The sequence below is a fragment of the Phormidesmis priestleyi BC1401 genome, from assembly GCF_001650195.1.
GTDB classification, from domain to species: Bacteria; Cyanobacteriota; Cyanobacteriia; order Leptolyngbyales; family Leptolyngbyaceae; genus Phormidesmis_A; species Phormidesmis_A priestleyi_B.
In genome coordinates, this window is record NZ_LXYR01000011.1 from 82,852 (window position 1) to 105,903 (window position 23,052).

Genomic DNA, 23,052 nt, shown 5'->3' on the forward strand with positions numbered 1-23,052 from the left:
TACAAGCCGAATCGCTAAATGTTGATACTGTTAGGAATTTGAGAAGGCAAAAGGTAGGGATAATCGATTCCGGTGTCGCGATCGCGCATTCGATTGCGAGTTTGAATCTCAGTTTCAATGGTGCGAAGGTCGGCTTGAAACTGATGCAAAACTGCTCGATCACCCTGATCTACAAATTGAATCACGTCGTCACTTCCTAAACGACTCCAAAGAATGCCGCTGAGGGCGAAGGTTAACTCGATTTGGGCAAGATCTTGAGCGGGTTTTGGCAGCATTTCATCCAGCGATGCAGAAGCATCAGGCTTTGTGTAAGCAGCCAGGGGCGCATTGGGAGGATAGCCAAAATAGTCGAATTGGCTAAAATTCACTGCTGCGTGTTGAGCACTGCACGTAAAAATGATTTGCGTTGCCGCATCGATTAACTGTTGAAGAGTCACGATCGTCCCCGGATTTCGATGGGAAGGAAACCCTGGAACACGCGGATAATTGGGCAGATCCGCGATCGATAAGCCTACCTCGGCGGCAATTTCGGGAGAAACCCAGTCAGGAGCTTGGGCAAATTCAGTTTGCGATCGGGTATTTAATGGCGCGCCGAGTTCTGCCGCCCACGATTGTAAGTTTGTGTCTTGCTGAACGGTTAAATCATCGAGATAATAGCGCTGCAAATAAGCAGTGACATAGCGATGAATAGCATCCCACAGCAGTTGAGCATCGTCTCGATAGGGATAGTCTGACAAAAATTCAGATTCTACGCCTCGATGCTTGAGATCGGTGGGCAGCGCATAAGACTCAAACGAGCGATCGCGATATGCCCGATTCATCACCGCGATCGACGCTTCACGCGTGGGAGCCATGAGACTATCGATCGCCGCCCCTTCTCCAAGCAAAATGGCATTGCCGCGCGTGTTAATGGCAAGCAAAAATCTAAAGTGCGGTTTGAGTAATCGATAAACGGGGTGATTGGCGGGCAACCTGCGCGGAGTGGAGATCGCAAATGCCTCCATTGAGAGATGGGTGTAACACAAGTGGGTTAACAACTCATGTTGGGTGATATCTGCAACTTGAACAAACAGTTTCGATCGCATCCAATCATCGGCATCGCTGGTCGGCGCGTGGATTTTTCCACCCAATTCTAATTGAATCAAAAGCGGTTCTAATCCCTGTTCGCTTCGATAAAATAGCGTTTTCGGGCTGCCTACATAGCGCCCAGTTTGCAACTCAACGGGTGAGAATTTTAAGAAGGGATAGTCTAATAAAAACAGGCGATTTTGATCGGCGGCAGTGTCTAAACCAATCGTCTCACCATTTGAAAGCGCACACACTCGATCGCTTTGCCAATCTGATAAATTTTCTCGATCGCAAACTCTTTTGATCGAAGTCGGATTCGGTCCTGAGAGACGCTGACGGGCAAATTCACGATCGCTCAGTCCGCCATCTCGCTCGTGAATTTTAATAATTTTAGGGCGCGATCGTCCATGTTCTTCTAGGGTCTGATAAAACTGGAGGCGTTGAACCTGAGCAACTTCACCGAGATTCAGGGTCTTCACTTTTTTGTCTGCGGCGTTTAGCGCTTCCCCCATCTGTCGCCGCAACTGCACAAACTCCGCGTTAAATTGCTCATCTGGCGGCAGATTAAAGTTAAACAAATCGGACTGAAAAATCTTAAAATCGACCAACAGCGTCGTTAACTTTAGCCAAGTTTCAGTCAACTGATGGTCGCTCGACTCAATCTGTTCTAATGCCCAAGTGAGCGGCGGAGACAGTTGCCCTTGCTTTAATAAATTGTGTCGTAGCTCAGTCAGAACATATCGTAATGCACCATCCTCTCCAGCGTGAGGAAAGATTCGCGCCGGGGCAGCCTGACTGAGTTGAGTCGGGTCATAGCGATAATGACCCTGCTGTTGCTGAAGTGAACGCTGAGACATTGCTGGCTCCCGTAAATATGCGACAGCCCGATCGTATAGCAATTCTCAGCTCATAATTCAATAGAATTTTTGAGTGCAGCTATTCAGAGAATAAGTCAGAGGGTTTCAGATTTGCTAGTGCGGTGACTGCTTGCAATCTCACCTGTGGATTTGCATCTTGACTAAATTGCTGGAGAATAGAAAAGATTTTTTCGAGATCCTCTCCGTGACAGTGTGGGGCAAGGTCGCCAAGGGCAAAGGCTGCGGCGGCTCGCATCACTGAGTCAGCGTGATTTAGATAGTGGGCAAGATGAGAAATTTGAGTTTTGTGTCCGCCGGGTGCTAACTCAGCGACTTCTTGAAGCAGACTATTAGATTGCGTGGTTTGATCGTGAGAACTTAGCCCCGCGATCGCCGACTCATGGGCAGTCTTCACAAAGATTGACGGCTCAACTTCACTGGGGTGAATTACTTCTGAGACAGAAAGCGATCCGGCAAGCGAAATATTAGACTGTAACCTCTCAAGATTTCCCCATTGATCAGCAGGAGATGGCTGAGATTTAGGAGAATCGTCGATCGCTCGATCTACGTCGCGGTCAGGCTCTAACTGAGTTTTAGACGTTGCTGACAAACTAGGCTCTTGCAAAGACGAACGACTAGGTTGAGGGTGTGCTATTTGTCTCTGCACACGAGAGGCGGCTCCGATCGCGGTTACGATCGCAAACAGTGCCAAAATGCTTAATGCAATAGTCATTTTTTTGTTAGTTCTATTTAGCAATACTCCGGACATTTTTTTGAACGGTTTCAAAAGGCTTTCAGGGCTTATGGCTTCAGGACTGAGCTATTTTTTCAAAGTTAGCTCCACCTCTGACTTTGAAAAAAAGATCAAGCCTACGGCTGAATCAGGGTTTGAGGTCTGAAACCTGCTCAAATTTTGTCCGAAGTATTGATTTAGCTCACCCTACTATTGCAGCTTAATCAAACTGTGTTGGGCATCTAACTTGCTGAAGAGGTTATCAAGCCAAAATGATGAACTTTTGGTGTTGCTAAACCTGGGCATGAATCAATGAATTCGCCCTCACCCTAGCCCTCTCCCGCAGGAGAGGGAACAAGATCTTTAGCTCTGATCTCCTTTAAGGATCGTGGATTAAATAACCTGTCAATCTTGTCATCAAATCTCTTGATTCGTCATGGCTGAGATATTCGCCCCCTAAATCCCCTATGAATGGGAGATTTTGAGCCAGAATTCCCGTCTGTTTTTTCTCTCCTCAATAAACTAGCCCTGCCCCAGATTGGGGGAGTTAGGGGACACCAGCCAACTCAAACGGAGCCATCAACGAACTTATCTACACTCTAGTTAAGGACGAGAAGTGGCACCTTAATAAATCCACGTTCCCAAGAGGGAAATCGAGGATGAGAGTGATTCATGTTAAGTAAGGACTTTGCGAAGCGAGGTCTGTCGATCGCGAATCGTTGCCGTGTCTTAGACAGGCGCTGGCTCACTCACTTTTCTGGCAGGGCGTTTGCGTTGGCTTTTGCGAGTGCCGCCCGCCATTTCATATTCGCGGCTGTCTTTGCCATACTCAAACGCAACGCCAATCAGCATTTTTTCTGCAAATGCGCTAACAGCTTTTTCGGCTTCGACCATTGCGGCTCGATCGGCATCAAGGTGAGACAGCGTAGTGTTGTAAGCAGCAACTCGGCGGCGGGCAGTCTCGATCGAGTCTGAAAAGGCTTGAATGGTGAGTCCTTTATTGAGATCGAGATTAGGATCAATCGCTTGTAGGCTAGCAAGCCGCTGTCCCGCTTTCTCGACAATGGTTGAGCTTCGCTTAACACGAGGCATAGTGACCTCCATAAATAGGGGTTTGCTTTCTCAGAGTTCCCATCGATCTATCCGCTTCAGCAACCCAGAGTCTGTTGAATTACGGATTTATTGATCTAAAAGGCTAAAAATCTTAGTAATTTTGCTGAAATCACCAAAATTTTTAATTTTCATGAAAAAACGGATGCTGAAAGTTAGAAAAATATCCGCAATCAAGTACGGGATTTTTTAATTAAGCAACGCTTATGCAAAATCAAGTACGGGATTTTTTAATTAAGTAATGCTTATGCAAAATCAAGTACGGGAATGTTTTACAAGAATTTTTGGTGTTGCGGTTGGCGATCGACGTTGCGGGGGGTGGCTCGATCGGCGGTGCGCTAGAGCGATTCGACACAGGTAACTTTGGAATAAAGCGAGATTATTCCCTCAACATAAGTAACGTATTTATTCAGCTAAAACAAGCAGCAGGTGAGCAAGTGAGTAGAATTAAATCCAACGTAGCTGTAGGCTGAGTTGAGACACAAAACTCAACGCCCAGATGGGTTATGCTAACCCGTCCTACAAATAATTGCGCCTACCTACTTAATAGATAATCGTCAAGTTTTCACTTACTCAAGCAACCAAGCAAATAAACCTTCAACCGTAAGATTAAATTCTCTTGCAAACTCTGGCACTGGCAACCGTGCATCCGGCTCATCGTAAAATGCTGTGGGTCGATCGGGCAAATAAACAAACACACATTGCTCAGACGGGTCAATCAACCAGCCCATCTGCGTTCCGTGCTTCAAGCAGTGCAAAATGTTTTTAGTGACTTTCGTTTGGCTTTGGTCAGGCGAAAGAATTTCAACCGTCCAATCTGGCGCGATCGAGAAAACGTTAGCCACCCCACCATTTTCCTTTCGAGGAATCCGACTCCACACAAATACAGAAACATCCGGCACGATCGATTGCCCACCAAACGTACAGCGAAGCTCAGGAAACGCACGAGCAATGCGCTGAGGCTTCACGATTACATTGATAGCAGGTACAAGTTCTCCCCGAATTACACTATGCTCCCCTTGTGGCATTGGTTTTTGAACGCTCCGTCCATCAATATATTCGCTTGCAGGCTCGATCGACGTTGTGCCACCGTTCGGCACAATCGATTTTGGAATTAGGTTATTTGCCAATCAGATAGACTAGACAAAAGCCGATAGCCGCGATCGATAATGACTATCCAGGAATTAGAACAACAACTCCTTAGCCTTGATCCTGCTGAAAAGTGCCGATTGATTCAGCTTCTCACTCAAAGTTTGACTACAGAACCCACGATCGATTCATCAACCCCTCCTACTTTACCTATGCAAAAGGCGGAGTCAAACTCCTTGGTAGAATTCTTCCGCAACTCACCACTTTGCGAAGTTGCTGATCAGATTGATCTCACCCGTGATCAGAGTTCTATTCCCGATCGAGTCATCCTGTGAAATATCTGATCGACACCTGCATTGTTTCAGAATTAATTGCAAAACAGCCTAATCAATCTGTTCTCGATTGGGTTAATGCCCAGCCTTCAGAAACGCTCTATCTAGCAGTTATTACCATTGGTGAAATCGCGAAAGGCATTCGTAAACTGCCAGAATCTCAGCGCAAATCAACACTTATCCATTGGCTGCACCAAGATCTTTCAAATCGTTTTGCAGGTAGAATTCAAAATCTTGATGCAGAAACGATGCTGCTGTGGGGAGATCTGGTTGGAAGCTCAGAACATGAGATTGCACCTCGGCTTTCTGACTTCGTTTGAGTCGGCTTATGCCCCCTAAATCCCCCATTTTGGGGGCGAAAGAGTTCTGCAATGACCGATCAATCGTTGCTGGGTTAATAGATCTAAATGACTTGATGATCAAGACTTGTTTCACCCAACAGAAAAAGCCTTAAGAAATCGACATTCCTCAAGGCTTTAATATTTACGAGCATGGAGGGACTCGAACCCCCGACCCTCAGGACCGGAACCTGATGCTCTATCCACTGAGCTACATACCCTCGTCACTGTGAAATTATAGCACCGAAAACAAGGGAAGCTGTCAATGGCCTAGAAGCTCTCTCTCAGTCTGCGAGGCAAACCGATTCGCTACACTCAAAGTTTTAAGCAACGTCTGCCTTGCGCTTCAAAACTACCATTGTCGAGCCAACCACTGGGCTACGCGCCAATACCGTTCCTTTGGCATCGGTGATTTCTAAGTTGCTGAAATCGAGTTCCTGCGATCGCTTCAATAGTTCATCGCCGAGTTTATCTTGCTGCGATCGATTCAGCCCATACCAGCCATCGTTGACTAAAACGCTCAAACGGCTTTTGCCAAAGCTAGGCTTAATCGACTCAATTAACCCACTTAAATAAGGATCAGTGATGGTCACGACCTGATCTTGAATCGAGGCAATTAACGTTTGTTCTGGAGTCAAAGGGACGATCGGAGCCGCAGGTTTCTCCGGTTCGGGAAGTGCAGCTTCGGGAGCAGGTTCTACGACTACAGGTTCAGAAGGTTCTTCTGCGATCGGCTCAGGGCTGACGGCAGGTTTTTCTGGTTCGGGAGCGGTCAAATCGGTTGGAACGGCGATCGGAGCAGGGCTACCAAATTCGGGTTGGATTGGTTTAGAAACGGGCGTAACTTTTTTAGAAGCCGTTCTTTCAGTCGGCACTGGAGCGACGGCAACTTTGGTAGGAGGTTTAGACGAAAATAAACTAGAGGTTGTCCAAAACAAAACGATCAGAACGCTTGCCACAATGCTAGAAAGAGCGCGATCGTTAAGAGTCTGGCTCAGATTTTCTGGGAGTCGAGTCCGAATTTGGGTTACAAGTTTCGCCCAAAGCGGCACAAATCGCTGCCAAAGATTTTTGAAAAACGGCACAACGCGATTCCAGCCCGATCGCATCTGAGTTTGCAGTTTGGGTGAGATGGGCAGCGTTGCCCCCGTTGAGGTGTCGGCTTCTAGCTTGTTAATGGCACCTTCAAGTCCTCGAACGGTGGTTCTCAACGCTCGAATGCTTACCCCTCTCAGCAGAGGAAGAATTTGAATGCCCGTTTGCTCAGAGGTGGGAGGCTGTGCCACACTGGGTCGAGGCGGGGTTTCCTCAAAAGCGTCTGACGGGTTGGGTTCGTTTTGCGGCATACAAATCTCCTTGGCGGCGGCACAAACAAACATCAGCGTAGTTACGTCTACGGGTGCCACCCTACGAGCATCAATTTACCATTTCACGTTAGCCCTCTCTTTCGTTCCTCACGCAAATTAGAATTATGAGCTTAAAACGCCGCAAGTTTTTGATCTTAGGTGGAGTGAGTGGTTTAGGGTTGAGCGTCTTGGCGAAGACCTTGATGGAATCATCTCAATCGGCACCCTATCCACTCAATGCGGTTGCTTCGACTGCGATCGTGCCCCCAACAAACAAAGAGTTAGTGCTGCGATTTGTGGCAGTGGCAGATGTGGGAGCGGGCGATCGCAATCAGAACGCGGTTTCAGACGCGATGACTCGCTACTATCAGCAAAATCCCTATTCGCTGGCGGTGCTGGCAGGAGACAACATCTACACCAATGGCGAGATGGAAAAGATTGGAGCCGTGTTTGAACAGCCTTATGCCACATTGCTTAAACAGGGAGTCAAGTTTCACGCCTGTCTCGGCAACCATGACATCCGCAATCAAAACGGCGAGCTGCAACTGCGCTATGCCGGATACCACATGGATGGGCGGCGCTATACCTACCGCGAAAAGTCGGCGCAGTTCTTCGTTTTAGACACCAACACCAATGCCGATTGGAAGGGGCAACTCGCCTGGTTAGAGCAAGAGTTGAGCCGCAGCACCGCACCCTGGAAAATCGTGTATGGGCACCATCCAATCTATTCGTCTGGGCAATATGGCACCAGTCCAGAAATGGTTTCGATGCTAACGCCACTGTTTAAAAAGCATGGCGTTCAGCTTTATATCAATGGTCACGAGCATAACTATGAGCGCACTCGTCCCATTGATGGCACAACTTATCTGATCACGGGCATCGGCGGTGCCCATTTGCGTCCGGTCGGTCGATCGCCCTGGACAGAACACTCGGTCTCGCGATTTGGCTTCTCAGGAGTTGAGGTCTATGACGATCGCTTAGAGATTCAGGGCATCGGAACCGATAGTCAGGTGTTCGATCGGGGTATCGTTCCCATTAAATCCGTTTAGAGAGTTGCATCGTGGAACCCATTAGAAATAAAACCAAGCAGCTTGCCAAAGAATTTATCGACAAGGGCGATCCGTTCGGCTGGTTTGAGCGGCTTTATGACGATGCCAACGGAGACGAAAAAGCGGTTCCCTGGGCAGATATGACGGTGAATCTCAATCTTGCAGAGTGGCTAGAGCGAGAGCGGATAAGAGGTGAGGGCAACCGCGCGATCGTCGTCGGCTGTGGGTTGGGAGATGATGCCGAAGCGCTGGCGCAATTGGGGTTTGAGGTCACAGCGTTTGATATTTCTCCAACGGCGATCGCGTGGTGTCAAACTCGCTTTCCTGACTCAACGGTGAGCTATCAGGTCGCCGATTTATTTGAGACTCCGATGACTTGGCAGGGCGGGTTTGATTTTGTATTGGAGTCTTACACGCTGCAAGCCATGCCGAAAGAGGTGCGAGATCGAGCCGTTCCCAAAGTTGCCGCGCTCGTTAAAACTAACGGTTCTCTCTTGATCATCTGTCGAGGACGCAGCGCAAATGAACTTGCCGAAACGGTGCCATTTCCGTTGACTCGTGAGGAGTTAAACGCATTTCAAGCTAACGGCTTAGACGAGGTAGAGTTTGAGGATTATTTTGAGACAGGCACTTCTGCACGACGATTTCGCGTGACTTATCGGCGTTCGTAACCGAATCAGATGTGCGATCGCAGCTTTAATAAGAGGTCACTAACACTTCTGTGATTTTGCCGCGCTTCTCAGTGTTGCAGTTGATGTTGCGTGCAGCATAGATAGTGTGAATCTTAAAATCTTTAAATAAGTCTCGAATAAAGGGGCAATCAGAGTTAGAAAGCATCACCTTTACGCCTCGGTTGCTCAACTCAACAAACGTCTCTTTAAGTCGAATCTGATCAGACTCGTTAAACGAATAGCGGCTATAGTTCGTAAACTTGCTCGTTGCGCTAAGGGGATAATAAGGCGGATCGAAGTAAACAAAATCGTCCGAATCTTTGGCGTGGTCTAACACAATATCAAACGAACTTCGATCGATCTGAGCTGATTGCAGCGCAGAAGACGCATCTCGAATCGCATCAGGATCACAGATTAGGGGTTTTTCGTAGCTTCCGATCGGAACGTTAAACTGCCCCTTAGAATTCTCTCGATAAAGACCGTTAAAACAGGTTTTGTTGAGATAAATAAATCGCGCTGCCCGCTTTAAATTGTTGCCATCAAGGAACCAATCATCAGACGTTGTAAGCTGCGATCGCACCGCATAAAAGTGTTCTTGACCGTGCAAAGCAGCGTGTTCTTCAAGAAGAACGATTAGTTCCTCGACCTGTTCTTGCACACACCGATAGACGTTGACAAGCTCAATGTTGATATCGGTAAGAAACGATTGCGAAGGCTGCAAGTAGAAAAAAATTGCCCCTCCTCCTAAAAATGGTTCGTGATAACGACGATAACCTTCTGGAAAATAAGGAAGATATTGTTGAATGAGTTTGTTTTTTCCACCTGCCCATTTAAGAAAAGGACGAGGGCAAATTGGGGCACGAATTTGTGTGATCATTCAATTATCATAAAAGGGAATCCGCGAATTGAAACCATGCAAGACCTTTGGAGTACTGTTTCTAAATATCCTCGTTTTTTAATCAGCGTGATCTTGGGCGTAATTTTCAATGCGTTTGCGCCCTTTGCCCCTCTGTTTAAGAAACCTGTGACGGCGATCGCGCTCGTCGGTCTTTTTGTAGCTGCCTTTGCCTGTCTCAGCTTTACGCTCAAGGCAATGCTGGCGTTAGGCTAAGACCAAGAAGAGGGATAGAGTTCACATCTGATCCCTCTTCCTTTGGCTTGATGTCTACGAAATCCACGGTGCTAGTATAAGAGTCTTGGTTGCAGAGAAAGGACGAGAAATAATGGCTACCGATCGGCGCATGGCTCGTGTTGCAGAGCAAATTAAACGCGAAATTAGCCAGATGTTGTTGAGCGGCATCAAAGACGATCGCATTGGTGGAATGGTGAGCGTCACGGATGTCGATGTGTCTGGTGACTTACAGCACGCCAAAATCTTTGTGAGTATTTATGGCTCAGACGAAGCGAAAGCTGAGACAATGGCGGGGTTAAAATCTGCGACTGGGTTTGTTCGGGGCGAGTTGGGTCGTCGAGTTCGGCTGCGTCGCACGCCTGAGATCATTTTTGTTGAAGATCGCGGTCTAGAACGCGGCGACAACATTTTGAATTTGATTAGTCGTCTAAGTCGAGAACGCAAGGATGAAGATCCCAGTGATGAATCCGCTTCGACTGAAGAATCGGTTTCATCTGAGGAATAGACCATAGCCGTAGAAATGTGATTTAGACAGGTGAGAACCGCTATAGGAACGTGGATTTATCAAGGTGCACCTTCTTGTCCTCAACTAGAGTATGTATAAGTTCATTGATGGCTCCGTTTGAGTCGTCTTGTGCCCCCTAAATCCTCCATTTTGGGGGCGAAGATCTCAGCCATGACGAATCAAGAGATTTGATGACAAGATTGACAGGTTATTTAATCCACGATCCTATAGTGAGTGACGATCGCGCACCCATTCCTATATGCAGTCTTTCTTGCCTGATATCGACTCACTGACTCTGACCCAGCAAGTCGCTCAAATGGTCACCGTTCGCACTTCTGGCTATCTGTTTGACCATCAGATTCAATATCCGAGCTGGGAGGCAAACGCTGCAACTCTCCGCTATCTGTTCGAAGATTTAGGAGTTGGCGGCGTGATTTTGTTAGGTGGAAGTGCTGGAGAGATTGCGCTGCGGACTCAGCAACTTCAAGACCAGGCAAAGATTCCGCTTCTGATCTCAGCCGATATTGAAGAAGGCGTTGGGCAACGATTTTCAGGCGCAACGTGGTTTCCGCCGCCGATGGCGCTGAATGCGATCGCCCAAACCAATCTCTCCGTCGCCTGTGATTACGCAGAAAAAATGGGAGCCGTGACTGCTCAAGAAGCGGTAGCGATCGGCATCAATTGGGTGCTGGCTCCGATCGTCGATGTCAACAACAACCCCGATAATCCGGTAATCAACGTGCGGGCGTTTGGTGAAACAACAGAAATCGTCAGCAAATTAGCAACCGCCTTCATTCGAGGCGCACAGTCTTACCGCGTTTTAACGACTGCAAAACATTTTCCAGGTCACGGCGATACGGCGATCGATTCTCATTTGGAACTGCCTGTTTTGTCGCATGATCGGGCACGACTCGAACGAGTTGAGCTTCCCCCATTTCAAGCGGCGATTCAAGCCGGAGTCGATGCGGTGATGAGCGCTCATCTTCAAATTCCTGCGTTGGACGATCGCTATCCTGCAACCTTGTCGCCCAAAGTCTTGACTGAAGAGTTGCGACAACGATTGAACTTTCAAGGCTTGATCGTTACCGATGCGTTAGTAATGGGCGCGATCGCCAACCGTTACGGTGTTGAAGAGTCGGCAGTTTTGGCAGTCGAAGCCGGAGCCGATGTCTTGTTAATGCCCCTTGATGCAGAGAAGGCAATTCACGCAGTTTGTGCAGCCGTCACCGCAAACCGGATTGCACCTGAACGAATTCGGGCATCAGTCGAACGGATTTGGCGCGCCAAACTCAAAGTCTGTTCACCTTCAGAAACCCCATCGCTGATGTCTCAACTGGCAGAACCCAGCGCGATCGCGACCAACACAGAAATATTGCAAGCCTCAATGCGAGTGCATCATCCTACGCCTTCGCGGTTAGACCGCCTGCCTGATACGGGACGAAATCTGATTTTGATTGACGATGGCATTGACTGTGACTTTTTAGGACGAACTGCACCCGCGATCGCCGCTCCGAGTCAGTTTGGGTTTACTCACGTTGAGGTGATTGACCGCTACACGCCGACTCTCTCACTCGACTCAAATCTCACAAGTTCTTATCCCACTCTTCTGCAATTATTTATTCGAGGCAACCCGTTTAGAGGCAGCGCAGGCTTGACGGAAACTGCCCAAAATTGGTTTGAGTTCCTGCTAAAATCCCAGCAACTACAAGCGTTAATTATTTACGGTAGCCCTTATGTGTTGGAGCAATTTCTGCCTTTGTTGCCGTCAGAAGTGCCCTACGTTTTTAGCTATGGACAAATGCAGTTAGCTCAAGAAATTGCGATCGCCGCTTTGTTTGCTCAAAAAAAATAGAGGCACGATCGCGCCTCTAAAGTTCTTGGGTTTCAGGTCAAATTGATATTCGAGAAACATCGTCTTGAAAGCAGCTTTATCAGGAGCGGCTGTCGAGACACTCGATCGCACGGGCGATCTAGCCTCTTCTGTGGGCTGTGGGGTTTTTTGAAGTTCAACAACCTGACTCTCTAAAAATGTCAACCGCTTTTGAATGCGCTCGCGACGCGGCTCGATCGTGTCTAGCTCACATTGAAGACGTTTTTTCTTAACCGAAAGCTGATGAAAATTGAGGCGTTGCTGAATCGATTTATGAGGCACAGATTTTACCCTCACCCTAGCCCTCTCCCAAAAGGAGAGGGGACAAGAGTTCTGACTCCCCTCTCCTTAGGGAGAAGGGTTGGGGAGAGCTTCGCCCCACTTCGTGAGGAGGGCACTTCATATCTGCATTCAGCAACGCCAGACGATCGTGCGTAAGTTCTAATGTGAGAATTCTCACAAATTTTTCGTCCATAACGACAAGCTTCGTTTTATTCCCGTCAGCATAAAATATTGATTTTCTTCAAAAAGTTAGCTCCAAATTGATTGCTAATGTTAAATTAGTACAAAAGTTCTATTTTATTCGATTACCCTATCTAACACTCAGGCTTGGGAGCAAATCTAGTATTACGAATCTGATATGCCATCTCCAATTCCATTAGAAACTCTGTTGCACAATCGCTATCGAATCGTTGAGGTGCTAAGACAAGGAGACTATGGCTGGGCGTATGTTGCACAAGACTTGAAGCGATCGGACGAACTCTGTGTATTAGAAGAATTCATTCCGCTTAAAACCGATGCCCTTGATGAACTTCGCGATCAATTTCAACAAGAGGTGAGTGTCTTAACGCAGTTTCACCATCCTCAGATTCCGCGATTTCGGGTGATGATTATTCATTCTGACCAGTCCGATCGACGGTTGTTTTGGGTCAGAGACTATATCGACAGCTCAACTTATCGAGCGTTGCTCAACCAACGATTAGCGCAAGGCTACGTCTTCTCAGAGGCAGAAGTGTTGACGCTGTTAGAGAACGTATTGCCCGTGCTGCGAGAACTCCACGATCGTGATCTGATTCATCAAAATCTCAATCTCGATAGCGTTGTGCTGCGAACGTCCAATCGGTTGCCTGTTTTGATGCAGTTTGGGTTAGTGCGAGACGTGTCGTTAGCGTTGCAGCTTCGTCCTTACGGCAAGGCGGGTGATTGGGGCTATGCACCGTTAGAACAGCGATTGGGCGATCGGGTCGCACGAGATAGTGACTTATATGCGCTGGCAGCGATCGCCGTTGTGCTGCTGACGGGGCGAGAGCCAGAAGAACTTTATGATGACAAAACTCAGCGCTGGTCTTGGCAAGAATGGGCAGCAGTTAGCCCAAAATTTACCCAAGTTTTAGAGCGAATGCTGTCATCAAATCCTAATAGGCGATATTCAACAGCAAGCAAGGTGGCACAGGCATTGAGAACTACCGTTAAAGAGAAGACTTTAAACTCCAAAGTCCGAAGCTCAAAATCAAGGGATCTGACGCAAACATCTAAGATTCAAACCCCAAAAATCTCGGCTCAACCTCCAATCTGGCAAGATTTATCATTTTTGATCTTGGTGTCTGTGTTCGTCGGGCTAACCGCGATCGCCGGATGGAGAATTCTATCGCTGTTAAAACCTGACCCACTGGGAGCGATCGCGTCCCAAACGTCTCCCGAATCTAGCCCAAATGATGAGCAGACTCAAGAAGCCTTGCGCGATCGTCGCAAACAATTAGGGATTTCTTTCAATCTATTCACTGATTTAGTCGATGAATTGTTTTATGCTCAACATCCTCAACTGCAAACCCGCAACTTAGACGCAGAACCCGAAGCCGCCAAATTTCGCGCCGAATGGAACGCCCTAGCTGAGACGGTTTTGGAAAAGTTGGCAAACCTGAGCCAAGACACTCGGAGGAATTTAGGTCGCTACGATCGCGCCAGTTATAACGCCTGGGTGACAGCCGCTAATCAACTCAATGTGAGTGGGCGATCGCTCTCTGCCTTAACCGATGCCCAATTTGTCTATTGGTTTCCTGATCAGCAGGGCAAACCCTTGAACCCTCGCAAGTTTGGGCAAGTTTGGTATGCGATCGCTCGTGATCAGGTCAGTGCTTTTCGCAACCAGTCCGGTTTGAGTCGCGTTAGCACCCAATCTTTTAATGAGCAAAACACCTTAAAACCCGGACAGGGAAAGGTATATAGCATTCGCGTCAGTCAGGGTCAAACGCTGCAAGTTGCGATCAAAGCGCCTGATCGAGCCATTCGACTATCCCTGTTTCCTTCTCAAGAGTCAGAGTTGCCCAAGTTTCAAAACTCTTCTGATCTATCGTGGTCAGGCAAGATCACCAAAACAGGCATCTATGAACTGGCGATCGTGTCTCAAACCTCTGAATCGACCAGCTACCAACTCACCATTAAATTAGGGCGTTGATTTGTTTCCACTTTTGCGAGATTCTCCCTATATAAGGACGAAGTGAGAGGAGGCAACAATGGATTTTTACCCCGACAAACGGCTCGGCATTGTAGGCGCGATCGCCATCAGCACATTAACCGCTTTATATGCCAATCAAAGTCCCGTGTCGTTTGCACTTCAGCCAGAAATCACTCAGCAAGCGCTGACCCCACTGCTTAAAGAAAAAAACGAACCCATCAAAGTAGGTTCGCTTAAGGAGTTAAGGGGAGATAAAACGTGTCAGGGCACCGGGGGCATCATGACCTACGCCGAGACCAAGAGCTTTTTGGTTTATATCTGTGCCGATAAGCGCGATCGCACCCAGCCCCGATATTATCGAAGCCGCGATCGCCGCAATCGCAAAAGCAGCCTCAATCTAGAAGCGACGAACTATGACCCTCGCCAAATGCGCTACTTTGAATTCAAAAACAAGGGCTATAGCTATGTGCTGCAAATGCCCATGTCTCAGATTCCTAACCCAGTGCTAGGGATTGAGTTCCCCAGCGGCAAACGGGTCGAGGAGCGCGTTTTGCGCTATTTATCAAAGAGTTAGCCTGAACTTTAATTCGGTGCGTCGGATGGACACAGACGGCTGAATAGCCGCCATAGACTCGATCGTCTTCAAACAACGAGACGCGAAGCGATGACACAGAAGCAGAAGATTGAGACAGTCGGATAAATCGATTCATCAGGGTTGCATTCAGATGGGCGATCGGACTTAGTGGTAGAAATCCTTTATTTCAGGCTCAAGGCAAGCTGTAATTCAGGAGAGGCACCGAGAGACGCGGGTAGGGGCGTTGGATCGGGAGTCATCGCAGGGCAATAGCGGACATAGGCACAGCGATCGCACTGTTTTCCAGGAGTCGGTTCCCAGGTGTGGTCTTCGCGCAGTCGCACTGCCAAATCAGAAATCACCTTCTGCACCTGCTTTTTGTGCTTCCGAGTCGCCCGAAACCGCACCATTTCTCCCGTTCGTAAAAACAGCAGGCTGAGATACTTCAGGCTTTTTTGATAAGTCTGCTCTAGCGCTAGATAATATAGCCCAATTTGCAGATCCATCTCATTGGGGTCAAGCATCTTAACCTCTCGGCTTGACTTATAGTCAATTAGCTCCAAGCCATCGCTTAAGTAGTCGATTCTGTCATAGCGCCCCGTGACGCAAAATTCTAGATTCTCAACTTGCAAATAAGCGTGAATCTTGCCTTCAACTGCCAGCGGTTGCCTCAGCGATGACTCGCCAGCGACAAACTTTTGATAATAGCCTTCGAGAATATCTTTGCCTTCGAGAATCTGATTGGCAGTCAGCCCGGTTGAATAATCATCCCAACAACGCTGCGCCCAGCGCAGGTCAGGGATAGGGTCGTTGTAGTGCCAATCTCGATGAAATTTTGCAAGGGCTTGATGCAGTGCAGAACCCAACGCCGCAGAGCCAAAGAACTCGTTAGAACTCAGCCGCCGCTCATAGCGCAGATAGTAAGCATAAGGACATCGATTATAAGCCTGGAGTTTGGTTGCAGAAATCTGGTAGGTCATAGCCCAACAATCGCAGTGACAAAGGTGGTAGGGATGAAGCAGTAGAGACTTAAACTGGCTCGACGGTGCGTTTGAAAAGGGAGTCGAGATAGATGCGAGCAGTTTGACGATCGTTCGTCGTTCGGTTTTGCAGCAAAAACAGCGAGAGGGCTGCCGAAAACACGCGGTCTTGATCCCAATCGGGGCGCGTCTCAACAAACGTCATAAATGATTGGTGCAGAGATTCAGGAATTTCGACCAAAATGCTGATGTTGCTATCCATGACAAACCTTTTTGTGAATGAGTGATGGGACTGCTTTCTGAGAACGAATTTGCATTGGAAAAATTCGCGCAGACCAAACCCCGCTGAACTCTATTTCCTACAGTTTTTATCTTTAGCAGGAGGTGAGTTTCGCTGAGGTCTGAGCGCTTCAGGTCAGTCGCTATATCTTGCGCGATCGTCCTCAAAATTACAACGTCACGGCGTGTAAAGATGCGGCGAGGAGTAAAAAACAACCAACGAGAGAATCAAGCTTTGAGGCGCTTTTTCGTTACATAACTTTGCAAAGTGTGGGGCTTTCCACTACAGGTTAAGGTCACGATCGAGTTATCCACAGGTGAACCGATCAAGCCGATCAGAAGCCGATCCCCTGTGGAAAACTTTTATAAGGGTGGGGAAAACCTGGGGAAAAGACATTCATTATCTGTGGAATGAGTGGGGAACGCCTGGGGAAAAGAGCCGTTGATGTAAAGTTTTGTAACGTTTCTTGGGTTTTATGAAGAGCAACCCAAATTCTCAACTTTGTTAGGGAATTCTGATGCAGCTTTACTCTCAATGCAATCTTTTACCTCAATTCGCGCACCAAAATGGAGAGAAGATGACTCCTCTCTCCATTTTTACAGTAGACTTGGAAGTCCTAGAAAAGCCTACTTCCACGGCGAAACACTAAACGCGTGACGCTGCACGGCTCACGGTTGCCAACGCCTCAACCAAACTGCGAACCGCTGCAACCATTGCCACTTCGCTGTTGAGTTGATTAATTGCAGACCCGATGCCGACACCCGATGCACCCGCCGCGATCGCCAAGGGCACCGTCACGCTCGATAACCCCGATGCACAAAGCACTGGAATCTCGATCGCACGAGAAATCTCATAAGCCGCTGCTAGGGTTGGGGCTGCTTTCTCCATTAAACCTAAGCTGCCAGCGTGAGCCGGGGCGCTGCTAGTGCCGCCCTCGGTTTGAATGATATCGGCTCCGGCTTTCATCAAGTCTTCTGCCAGTTGGACTTGTCGATCGAGAGGCAAAATGTGAGGCACTGTAACCGACAGAGTAATGGTCGGCAACAGAGCGCGAGTGGCATGAGTCAGCGCCAAGACTTCTGCGGCTTCAAACCGACGACCTTGAGCATAGAAGCTGTCAAAGTTGCCGATTTCGATCAGGTCTGCACCTGCATCAACGGCAGTCACAAACAGTTCTGGCTCGACGGCAGACACGCAGACGGGCAGGTCCGTGAGTTGTTTTGCCATCCGCACTAAATCGGGGTCAGCCGCAATATCGACAAAGGTTGCACCGCCTCGATCGGCTGCTTTGACCACAGCCGCGACTCGCTCTGCATTAAAGTTATTTAAGCCACTGATGATTTTTAAGGCGTGGGCGTGATCAAGGGCATTCTGTAGCGTGGGATGAATCGTCATGATGCTTCTCAACAAACGAAAAGAGTAACGTCTATTTTGCCACCCTACGCTGGGAGATTCTAGTAAGTTTTGAGTTTTGAGCGATGGAAAAACGTCTGTTTTATATTGTCGATGTCTTTGCTGAAGAGAAGTATGCAGGAAATCAGCTTGCAGTGTTTCGTGGCGTGGAAAAGCTCTCTACTGAGCAGATGCAGCAGATTGCAAAAGAAATGAATTACTCCGAGACGACGTTTATCGTGTCTGAAACGATGCAGAATGGCGGCTATTGCGTTCGGATTTTTACGCCTCATCAAGAGTTGCCGTTCGCCGGACATCCGACGTTAGGAACCGCATTTATTTTGCAGCAAGAAGTGATTCAAAACGCTGTAGAAACGGTGATGCTAAATCTGCAAGTGGGACAGATTCCGGTCACGCTAACGTATCAACAAAACGCGATCGACCTGCTGTGGATGCGTCAAAATTCGCCCCAGTTTGGACAACAATTCGATCGGGGCACGATCGCGCTTATTCTCAATCTCGATGTCGATGAATTTGACGATCGCTATCCCATTCAATCTGTCTCAACCGGATTGCCGTTTATCATTGCGCCGTTGAAAAAGCAGCGATCGCTCCAGCAGTCCAAAATCAACAAAGAGCGATTGTTTGATCTGATTCAAACTATAGAAGCCAAAGCAATTCTCGTCTTTTGCCCTGAAACCTATCACGCCGAGAATCAGCTTTGTGTGCGCGTGTTTGTCGATGGGTTGGGCATCCCAGACGATCCAGCAACAGGAAGCGCTAACGGTTGCCTCGCCGGATATCTGGCTCACTATAATTATTTTGGCGATGCCGCAGTTGACGTGCGCGTTGAGCAAGGCTATGAGATGGGCAGACCTTCGTTGCTGTTGCTCAAGGCGCAAAAAACAGATGCCGATATTGAGGTGTCAGTCGGCGGTCATGTAGTGATGGTCGCACGAGGTGAGTTTGTCTAGAGCATCTTTTCGAGAAACTGCTTGGCGCGATCGCAGCGAGGATGACTAAAAAACTCGTCGGGCGAACTGTCTTCAGCTAGTTTTCCTTGATCGAGAAAGAGAATCCGATCGGCAACTTCTCGCGCAAAGCCCATTTCGTGCGTGACAACTGCCATTGTGATTCCGGTTTTAGCCAGAGCTTTCATGACTTCCAGCACTTCTTTCACGGTTTCAGGGTCAAGGGCTGAAGTCGGCTCGTCAAAGAGAATCACTTCGGGTTCCATCGCTAACGCACGGGCGATCGCGACTCGCTGTTTTTGTCCGCCCGATAATCGGGAGGGATAGACATCGGCTTTTTCAACTAACCCGACTTTGGCGAGTAGCTCTAAGCCTTGCTGTTTAGCTTGCTCATGACTGATGCCTTTGAGCTTAATTGGGGCATAAGTCACATTTGCCAGAGTGGTTAGATGGGGAAACAAGTTGAAGTGTTGAAACACCATACCCAACTTTTGACGCACCTTTGAGATGTCAACTTTAGGGTCAGTGATGTCTTGCTCGTTGAAATAAACTCGCCCTCGTGTGGGTCGTTCTAACAAGTTCATACAGCGCAAAAACGTAGACTTGCCAGAGCCAGAAGGACCCAAAATCGACACCACTTCGCCCCGATGAACCTCGGTAGAAATGTCATCAAGAACTTTGAGCGTGCCGAAAGATTTACAGAGAAATTCAACTCGAATCACAACTTCATTCACTGCGTCTTAACCTCTTTTCTAAAATGGATGCCGTATAAGTCAACCCCATCACCAAAATGTAATAAATTAATCCTGCTATGATCAACGGCTCAAAGTAGATATATTTGTTTGCGCCGACAATCTGGGCACTGCGGAGGATTTCAACGACTCCGATCGTAGACACCAGCGAAGAATCTTTGAGCAGTGAAATAGTTTCATTCACCAGTGCCGGGAGGATATTCTTCAGCGCTTGGGGCAGCACAATATCCCACATTAGCTGAGGGTAAGGAACTCCTAGCGTGAGCGCGGCTTCGGTTTGCCCTTTATCAACTGCTTGAATTCCAGCACGAATCGTTTCTGACATATATGCCGCAGAGTTGAGACTAAAGGTAAGCACCCCCGCTTGCAGTGCAGAAATGTCATAGCCTGTTAGTTGCGGCGTTGCAAAATAGACTAACGACAATTGCAGCAGCAAAGGTGTGCCTCTAAATACAGAAGTGTAGGCAACTGCAAACCAATAGAGCGGTTTAATGCCAGAAATTTTAAATAGTGATAAGAGCATTCCTAGCAGCAGTCCAAAAAACACAGATGAGAATGTGAATAGCAACGTCTGCGGAACGCCACTGAGAATGAAAGGAATATCAGGCAGGATGCGAGCGAAATCTAGATTCATGGTTGTGGAAGTGATAAGAGCACAAATCGTCTAACGTTTTTATAGCGATTTCTAGACAACAGAAGTCGAGCGGATACCTTTCAACAAGGGGCTTAAGCCCCTTGTTCACAACCTCACTAGAATCGGAAATGCTAGATAGACCTATGAATTATTTGCTGGGTGAGGGAGACGGAGAAGCCGATGGCGACGCTGCTGGAGACGGTGGAATGCTTTGAGAAAACCACTTCTTCGCTAGCCGATCGAGTTCGCCGTTTTCTTTCATTTTTTGCAGCACCTTGTTGAAGTCAGCCACGCGAGGCGACCCTTTAGGAAACGCGATCGCCGAGCCTGACGGTCCTTCATTGGGAATGAGTGTGAACTCTAAATCGGGATTTGCTTTGAGAAATCCTTCCGCGATCGTGTTTTCGATGATCGCGCCATCAATGCGTTTTGCCTTCACTTCTTGCACAATCTCAGGAATTTTATTCAGAGGTTTAATCTCAATTCCTTTCACTTTCTCAGCGATTTTCTTTGCGTTTCCTTCCTGAATGGAGCCTAATTGCACGCCGACTCGCTTGCCTGCAAGATCTTCGGGCTTTTTAAGATTGCTGCCTACCGGGGCAACGATCGTGTCTTGCGCCTGAAAATAGAGGGTCGAAAAGTCTACGTTCTTTTTGCGCTCGTCGGTGGGAGTCATGCCTGCCATCACAAAATCTGCCCGATTTGCCTGAATCGCCGGAATCAAACCATTAAAATCAGATTCTTGAACTTTTAGCTCAAGTCCTAATTCTTTAGCGATGTAGTTGGCAATATCAATATCAAATCCAACAATCGTCCGACCGCCGCTCGCCGTATCATAAAACTCGTAGGGCGGATAATCGGGTGATGTCACTAGCGTTAATAATTTCTTATTAGGATCATTTGAATTGCTTGCGGATTGATTGCTGCAACCGACGATCGTAGTAGTTGCCAATGACACTGCAAACAAACCGGATAATATTAGTTTTCTGCGTTTCACTTGTGATGCCTCATGTGTGCTGATCTAAATCTTGTGGTCGTTGACGATTAAGTAGACAGACTTAATTAAACATAAAATGCCGGAGATGCCCTCACCCCAGCCCTCTCCCGCAGGAGAGGGAGCCAGAATCTAGTTCCTCTTCTCCTTGGGGAGAAGGGGTTAGGGGATGAGGGTCTTCAGTTTAATTGTGCCTACCTACTTATTAGAAATTCGTATGTTTAGTATACGAACAATAGGGTTTTGCTAAAAAACAAACGTCGTCCTAATCACGCCGATCACCACATCAGGATTACGACCGTCGTGATTGGGAGCCGTCAACCAAATTACACCAGGCGTAATCGACAGGTTATCGGTGAGTTGATGGCGATAAAACGCTTCGATGTGATAACCCGTGTCTCGATCGCTGCGCTGACCTGCGGGAAGTCCGATCGCTTGTGCCACAGCATCGTTGCTGGTTGAAGTGAGTTTTGGCTGCATCCCAAAGATAAAGCCGCCCAAGTTGCCTTTTTTGCCTAAGTCAGGAAAGGCGACGTTGAGGGCGAAGTTCCAGATAGACGCATCGCCTTTTGTGCCATCTCCTAACGTCCGAGCCGCCGTGTAGCCAACCCAGCCGCCTAGCTCAAAGGTGGGCGCAACGCGATAGTCAAACTGAAAGCCGTAGGAGTTACCCATCGTCGGACCTGCGCCAATTACTTTTGCCGCGTTGCTGCCAGCCAGCGAATCGACCCCATTCACAACTGAGTAAGTATTGACGTATATAAACCCAGCTTTGAGCGCGCCTGCACTATAAATTAGTTGAGTCCAAGCGCTGTGACCACCGTTAAAAAGCCCTGATTTATTGTCGGTAAAGTTCGGTCCTCCGATCGTCGAATCTTCACCGTAGTAGCCAAAATCCCAGCTAATGGCGGGGGTGAGATGAACATTGGCGGCGAGTCCAGCGCGGTTGCCAACAGGGAAAAAGATGGGATTAATTTGAGCAAAGTTAGACGGAGAGCCAAGGGTTTGATCATTAAACGGCGTGATCGGATCGGTGACAATGCTGGGGTCAACCGTGTTGGCATCCAGAAAAAGGGTGACTTTTTCTCCAACCGGAAAGCGATACTGCAAGCGGTTGATCCGAAATTCACCATTTTGAGAAACGCTAGTTGCGAGGAAGCGAGACTCATCAGTGCCGCCAGCTAGAGGACCTGCTGGAAAGGTGGTTGCCGTATCGAGCCGTCGTAAATTAGTAGATTGCAGCCGAACTCTTAAGCGATCTTTGCCCGAAAAACTGGTATCAAAATCTAACCGCAGCCGATAGCCCAAGTTTGCGTTGTTTCTGTCACTCGCAGTTTCTCCAAAGGCATCTGCTAGATAGCTAGCCAGTTCAACTCCAAGCTTTGTTGTCGTGGAGAATTGCTGCTTTTCTAACGCAGAGGTTCGGGCTTCTAGCGCATCCACTCGACCGCGCACCGTTGCCAATTCTATGACAAATTCTGCTTGCAGTCTTTGCAGGGTTGCCAAATCGTCCTTCTTTACGAGGTCAGCCGTTGAAGCTGCGACCAGCTCATTGACGCGATCGAGACACGCATTCAGCCCTGCTGCAAATTCATAGCGAGTCATGGCACGATTGCCCCGATAGGTCTTGTCAGGATAGCCCGCAATGCAGCCATAGCGCTCAACTAATGACTGCAATGCTTGAAATGCCCAGTCAGTCGGGCGAACATCGGTTAACTGAGAGACTGAAGTTACCTGATCTTCTGAAGCTGCCTGCTCTAAAGAGTTGACAGCAGACTGGTCAATCACCTCAATCGGCTGAGTAGAAATTTCTTTAATCGAACTATCTTCCGCTAGGGCAACAGGCGATAAAACCAGTCCACTTCCTAAAAGGGTAAGCCCAATTCCGACACTTTTTAATTGCATTGTCATAGCTACACA

Annotated in this window: 25 protein-coding genes and 1 tRNA gene; 11 read left to right on the forward strand and 15 right to left on the reverse strand. The window is 48.1% G+C overall.

The genetic code is table 11. The features are described 5' to 3' along the window. Positions 1–14 precede the first annotated feature (14 nt). The 3 genes from A8707_RS08515 to A8707_RS08525 form a co-directional block, all read right to left on the reverse strand. Positions 15–1,925, reverse strand: coding sequence for a lipoxygenase family protein (locus A8707_RS08515; RefSeq protein ID WP_068816382.1), 1,911 nt, complete (start codon positions 1,923–1,925; stop codon positions 15–17). A 79-nt stretch (positions 1,926–2,004) separates the two neighbouring features. Continuing rightward, positions 2,005–2,658, reverse strand: a complete 654-nt coding sequence (locus A8707_RS08520) for a HEAT repeat domain-containing protein (RefSeq protein WP_068816383.1) — start codon at positions 2,656–2,658, stop codon at positions 2,005–2,007. A 729-nt stretch (positions 2,659–3,387) separates the two neighbouring features. Next, on the reverse strand, positions 3,388–3,750 hold the full coding sequence (locus tag A8707_RS08525) for a hypothetical protein (RefSeq protein WP_068816384.1): 363 nt from the start codon (positions 3,748–3,750) through the stop codon (positions 3,388–3,390). Positions 3,751–4,064: 314 nt separating this feature from the next. Here A8707_RS08525 and A8707_RS08530 point away from each other — a divergent pair, with 314 nt between their 5' ends. Further along, positions 4,065–4,241, forward strand: coding sequence for a hypothetical protein (locus tag A8707_RS08530; RefSeq protein ID WP_156518443.1), 177 nt, complete (start codon positions 4,065–4,067; stop codon positions 4,239–4,241). Positions 4,242–4,337: 96 nt separating this feature from the next. On the opposite strand, the gene A8707_RS08535 is transcribed toward A8707_RS08530, so the two are convergent. Next, on the reverse strand, positions 4,338–4,898 hold the full coding sequence (locus A8707_RS08535; RefSeq protein ID WP_068816386.1) for a Uma2 family endonuclease: 561 nt from the start codon (positions 4,896–4,898) through the stop codon (positions 4,338–4,340). 39 nt (positions 4,899–4,937) lie between these two features. On the opposite strand from A8707_RS08535, the gene A8707_RS08540 reads away from it, so the two are divergent. Together A8707_RS08540 and A8707_RS08545 are read left to right on the forward strand one after the other, a co-directional pair. Next, a complete protein-coding gene (locus tag A8707_RS08540; protein ID WP_068816387.1) occupies positions 4,938–5,192 on the forward strand; it encodes a hypothetical protein in 255 nt (84 codons plus the stop codon). After that, positions 5,189–5,509, forward strand: a complete 321-nt coding sequence (locus A8707_RS08545; protein ID WP_068816388.1) for a PIN domain-containing protein — start codon at positions 5,189–5,191, stop codon at positions 5,507–5,509. The genes A8707_RS08540 and A8707_RS08545 overlap by 4 nt, the downstream gene beginning before the upstream one ends. A gap of 166 nt (positions 5,510–5,675) precedes the next feature. On the opposite strand, the gene A8707_RS08550 is transcribed toward A8707_RS08545, so the two are convergent. Both A8707_RS08550 and A8707_RS08555 read right to left on the reverse strand, forming a co-directional pair. Continuing rightward, a tRNA-Arg gene (locus tag A8707_RS08550) sits at positions 5,676–5,748 on the reverse strand. A gap of 102 nt (positions 5,749–5,850) precedes the next feature. After that, complete coding sequence (locus A8707_RS08555) at positions 5,851–6,873, reverse strand: hypothetical protein (protein WP_068816389.1); 1,023 nt, start codon at positions 6,871–6,873, stop codon at positions 5,851–5,853. A 125-nt stretch (positions 6,874–6,998) separates the two neighbouring features. Between A8707_RS08555 and A8707_RS08560 the strand changes: the two genes are divergently transcribed. Beyond that, positions 6,999–7,922 carry a metallophosphoesterase gene (locus A8707_RS08560; RefSeq protein WP_068816390.1) on the forward strand — a complete coding sequence of 308 codons (924 nt, stop codon included), beginning with the start codon at positions 6,999–7,001 and terminating at the stop codon, positions 7,920–7,922. Positions 7,923–7,933: 11 nt separating this feature from the next. Further along, positions 7,934–8,593, forward strand: a complete 660-nt coding sequence (locus A8707_RS08565) for a class I SAM-dependent methyltransferase (RefSeq protein ID WP_068816391.1) — start codon at positions 7,934–7,936, stop codon at positions 8,591–8,593. A 25-nt stretch (positions 8,594–8,618) separates the two neighbouring features. Here the strand turns inward: A8707_RS08565 and A8707_RS08570 are convergent, their stop codons facing one another. Beyond that, positions 8,619–9,470, reverse strand: a complete 852-nt coding sequence (locus A8707_RS08570; RefSeq protein ID WP_068816392.1) for a DNA adenine methylase — start codon at positions 9,468–9,470, stop codon at positions 8,619–8,621. Positions 9,471–9,506: 36 nt separating this feature from the next. Between A8707_RS08570 and A8707_RS08575 the strand changes: the two genes are divergently transcribed. From A8707_RS08575 to A8707_RS08585, 3 genes are all read left to right on the forward strand, one after another. After that, entirely contained in the window at positions 9,507–9,704 is a 198-nt protein-coding gene (locus A8707_RS08575) for a DUF751 family protein (protein ID WP_068816393.1), read from the forward strand. Positions 9,705–9,816: 112 nt separating this feature from the next. Then, positions 9,817–10,230 carry a 30S ribosome-binding factor RbfA gene (gene rbfA, locus A8707_RS08580; RefSeq protein ID WP_068816394.1) on the forward strand — a complete coding sequence of 138 codons (414 nt, stop codon included), beginning with the start codon at positions 9,817–9,819 and terminating at the stop codon, positions 10,228–10,230. Between the two features lie 259 nt (positions 10,231–10,489). Next, on the forward strand, positions 10,490–12,082 hold the full coding sequence (locus A8707_RS08585) for a glycoside hydrolase family 3 protein (RefSeq protein WP_068816395.1): 1,593 nt from the start codon (positions 10,490–10,492) through the stop codon (positions 12,080–12,082). Here the strand turns inward: A8707_RS08585 and A8707_RS08590 are convergent. Then, entirely contained in the window at positions 12,035–12,382 is a 348-nt protein-coding gene (locus tag A8707_RS08590; protein ID WP_068816396.1) for a hypothetical protein, read from the reverse strand. The genes A8707_RS08585 and A8707_RS08590 overlap by 48 nt on opposite strands. A 358-nt stretch (positions 12,383–12,740) precedes the next feature. On the opposite strand from A8707_RS08590, the gene A8707_RS08595 reads away from it, so the two are divergent. Together A8707_RS08595 and A8707_RS08600 are read left to right on the forward strand one after the other, a co-directional pair. Beyond that, entirely contained in the window at positions 12,741–14,555 is a 1,815-nt protein-coding gene (locus tag A8707_RS08595) for a serine/threonine protein kinase (protein ID WP_068816397.1), read from the forward strand. A 58-nt stretch (positions 14,556–14,613) separates the two neighbouring features. Then, positions 14,614–15,129: a hypothetical protein gene (locus A8707_RS08600; protein ID WP_068816398.1), complete on the forward strand. Its 516-nt coding sequence runs from the start codon at positions 14,614–14,616 to the stop codon at positions 15,127–15,129. Positions 15,130–15,311: 182 nt separating this feature from the next. On the opposite strand, the gene A8707_RS08605 is transcribed toward A8707_RS08600, so the two are convergent. The 3 genes from A8707_RS08605 to A8707_RS08615 all read right to left on the reverse strand — a co-directional run bounded on the left by A8707_RS08605 (position 15,312) and on the right by A8707_RS08615 (position 17,784). Next, positions 15,312–16,109, reverse strand: a complete 798-nt coding sequence (locus tag A8707_RS08605) for a RecB family exonuclease (protein WP_068816399.1) — start codon at positions 16,107–16,109, stop codon at positions 15,312–15,314. A gap of 49 nt (positions 16,110–16,158) precedes the next feature. After that, positions 16,159–16,371, reverse strand: a complete 213-nt coding sequence (locus tag A8707_RS08610; RefSeq protein ID WP_068816400.1) for a DUF2811 domain-containing protein — start codon at positions 16,369–16,371, stop codon at positions 16,159–16,161. 663 nt (positions 16,372–17,034) lie between these two features. Then, a complete protein-coding gene (locus tag A8707_RS08615) occupies positions 17,035–17,784 on the reverse strand; it encodes a DUF561 domain-containing protein (protein WP_068816401.1) in 750 nt (249 codons plus the stop codon). A gap of 83 nt (positions 17,785–17,867) precedes the next feature. Here A8707_RS08615 and A8707_RS08620 point away from each other — a divergent pair, with 83 nt between their 5' ends. Then, positions 17,868–18,755 (forward strand): PhzF family phenazine biosynthesis protein, encoded by an 888-nt coding sequence (locus tag A8707_RS08620; protein WP_068816402.1) that lies wholly within the window; start codon positions 17,868–17,870, stop codon positions 18,753–18,755. Here the strand turns inward: A8707_RS08620 and A8707_RS08625 are convergent. The 4 genes from A8707_RS08625 to A8707_RS08640 form a co-directional block, all read right to left on the reverse strand. After that, positions 18,752–19,486, reverse strand: coding sequence for an amino acid ABC transporter ATP-binding protein (locus A8707_RS08625; RefSeq protein ID WP_074382482.1), 735 nt, complete (start codon positions 19,484–19,486; stop codon positions 18,752–18,754). The genes A8707_RS08620 and A8707_RS08625 overlap by 4 nt on opposite strands. Further along, entirely contained in the window at positions 19,479–20,138 is a 660-nt protein-coding gene (locus A8707_RS08630; protein WP_068816403.1) for an amino acid ABC transporter permease, read from the reverse strand. The genes A8707_RS08625 and A8707_RS08630 overlap by 8 nt, the downstream gene beginning before the upstream one ends. 148 nt (positions 20,139–20,286) lie before the next feature. Further along, positions 20,287–21,135, reverse strand: coding sequence for a transporter substrate-binding domain-containing protein (locus A8707_RS08635; protein ID WP_082906289.1), 849 nt, complete (start codon positions 21,133–21,135; stop codon positions 20,287–20,289). Positions 21,136–21,378: 243 nt separating this feature from the next. Then, positions 21,379–23,043 carry an iron uptake porin gene (locus A8707_RS08640; protein ID WP_068816405.1) on the reverse strand — a complete coding sequence of 555 codons (1,665 nt, stop codon included), beginning with the start codon at positions 23,041–23,043 and terminating at the stop codon, positions 21,379–21,381. Positions 23,044–23,052 lie beyond the last annotated feature (9 nt).

Excerpts from the sequence above, each read along its gene's own strand:
- A8707_RS08615 (WP_068816401.1), bottom strand. The coding sequence starts at position 17,784 with ATGACGATTCATCCCACGCTACAGAATGCCCTTGATCACGCCCACGCC.
- A8707_RS08585 (WP_068816395.1), top strand. The coding sequence starts at position 10,490 with ATGCAGTCTTTCTTGCCTGATATCGACTCACTGACTCTGACCCAGCAA.
- A8707_RS08630 (WP_068816403.1), bottom strand. The coding sequence starts at position 20,138 with ATGAATCTAGATTTCGCTCGCATCCTGCCTGATATTCCTTTCATTCTC.
- rbfA (WP_068816394.1), top strand. The coding sequence starts at position 9,817 with ATGGCTACCGATCGGCGCATGGCTCGTGTTGCAGAGCAAATTAAACGC.
- A8707_RS08605 (WP_068816399.1), bottom strand. The coding sequence starts at position 16,109 with ATGACCTACCAGATTTCTGCAACCAAACTCCAGGCTTATAATCGATGT.
- A8707_RS08525 (WP_068816384.1), bottom strand. The coding sequence starts at position 3,750 with ATGCCTCGTGTTAAGCGAAGCTCAACCATTGTCGAGAAAGCGGGACAG.
- A8707_RS08555 (WP_068816389.1), bottom strand. The coding sequence starts at position 6,873 with ATGCCGCAAAACGAACCCAACCCGTCAGACGCTTTTGAGGAAACCCCG.
- A8707_RS08640 (WP_068816405.1), bottom strand. The coding sequence starts at position 23,043 with ATGACAATGCAATTAAAAAGTGTCGGAATTGGGCTTACCCTTTTAGGA.
- A8707_RS08600 (WP_068816398.1), top strand. The coding sequence starts at position 14,614 with ATGGATTTTTACCCCGACAAACGGCTCGGCATTGTAGGCGCGATCGCC.
- A8707_RS08570 (WP_068816392.1), bottom strand. The coding sequence starts at position 9,470 with ATGATCACACAAATTCGTGCCCCAATTTGCCCTCGTCCTTTTCTTAAA.
- A8707_RS08515 (WP_068816382.1), bottom strand. The coding sequence starts at position 1,925 with ATGTCTCAGCGTTCACTTCAGCAACAGCAGGGTCATTATCGCTATGAC.
- A8707_RS08595 (WP_068816397.1), top strand. The coding sequence starts at position 12,741 with ATGCCATCTCCAATTCCATTAGAAACTCTGTTGCACAATCGCTATCGA.
- A8707_RS08620 (WP_068816402.1), top strand. The coding sequence starts at position 17,868 with ATGGAAAAACGTCTGTTTTATATTGTCGATGTCTTTGCTGAAGAGAAG.
- A8707_RS08610 (WP_068816400.1), bottom strand. The coding sequence starts at position 16,371 with ATGGATAGCAACATCAGCATTTTGGTCGAAATTCCTGAATCTCTGCAC.
- A8707_RS08560 (WP_068816390.1), top strand. The coding sequence starts at position 6,999 with ATGAGCTTAAAACGCCGCAAGTTTTTGATCTTAGGTGGAGTGAGTGGT.
- A8707_RS08540 (WP_068816387.1), top strand. The coding sequence starts at position 4,938 with ATGACTATCCAGGAATTAGAACAACAACTCCTTAGCCTTGATCCTGCT.
- A8707_RS08520 (WP_068816383.1), bottom strand. The coding sequence starts at position 2,658 with ATGACTATTGCATTAAGCATTTTGGCACTGTTTGCGATCGTAACCGCG.
- A8707_RS08575 (WP_068816393.1), top strand. The coding sequence starts at position 9,507 with ATGCAAGACCTTTGGAGTACTGTTTCTAAATATCCTCGTTTTTTAATC.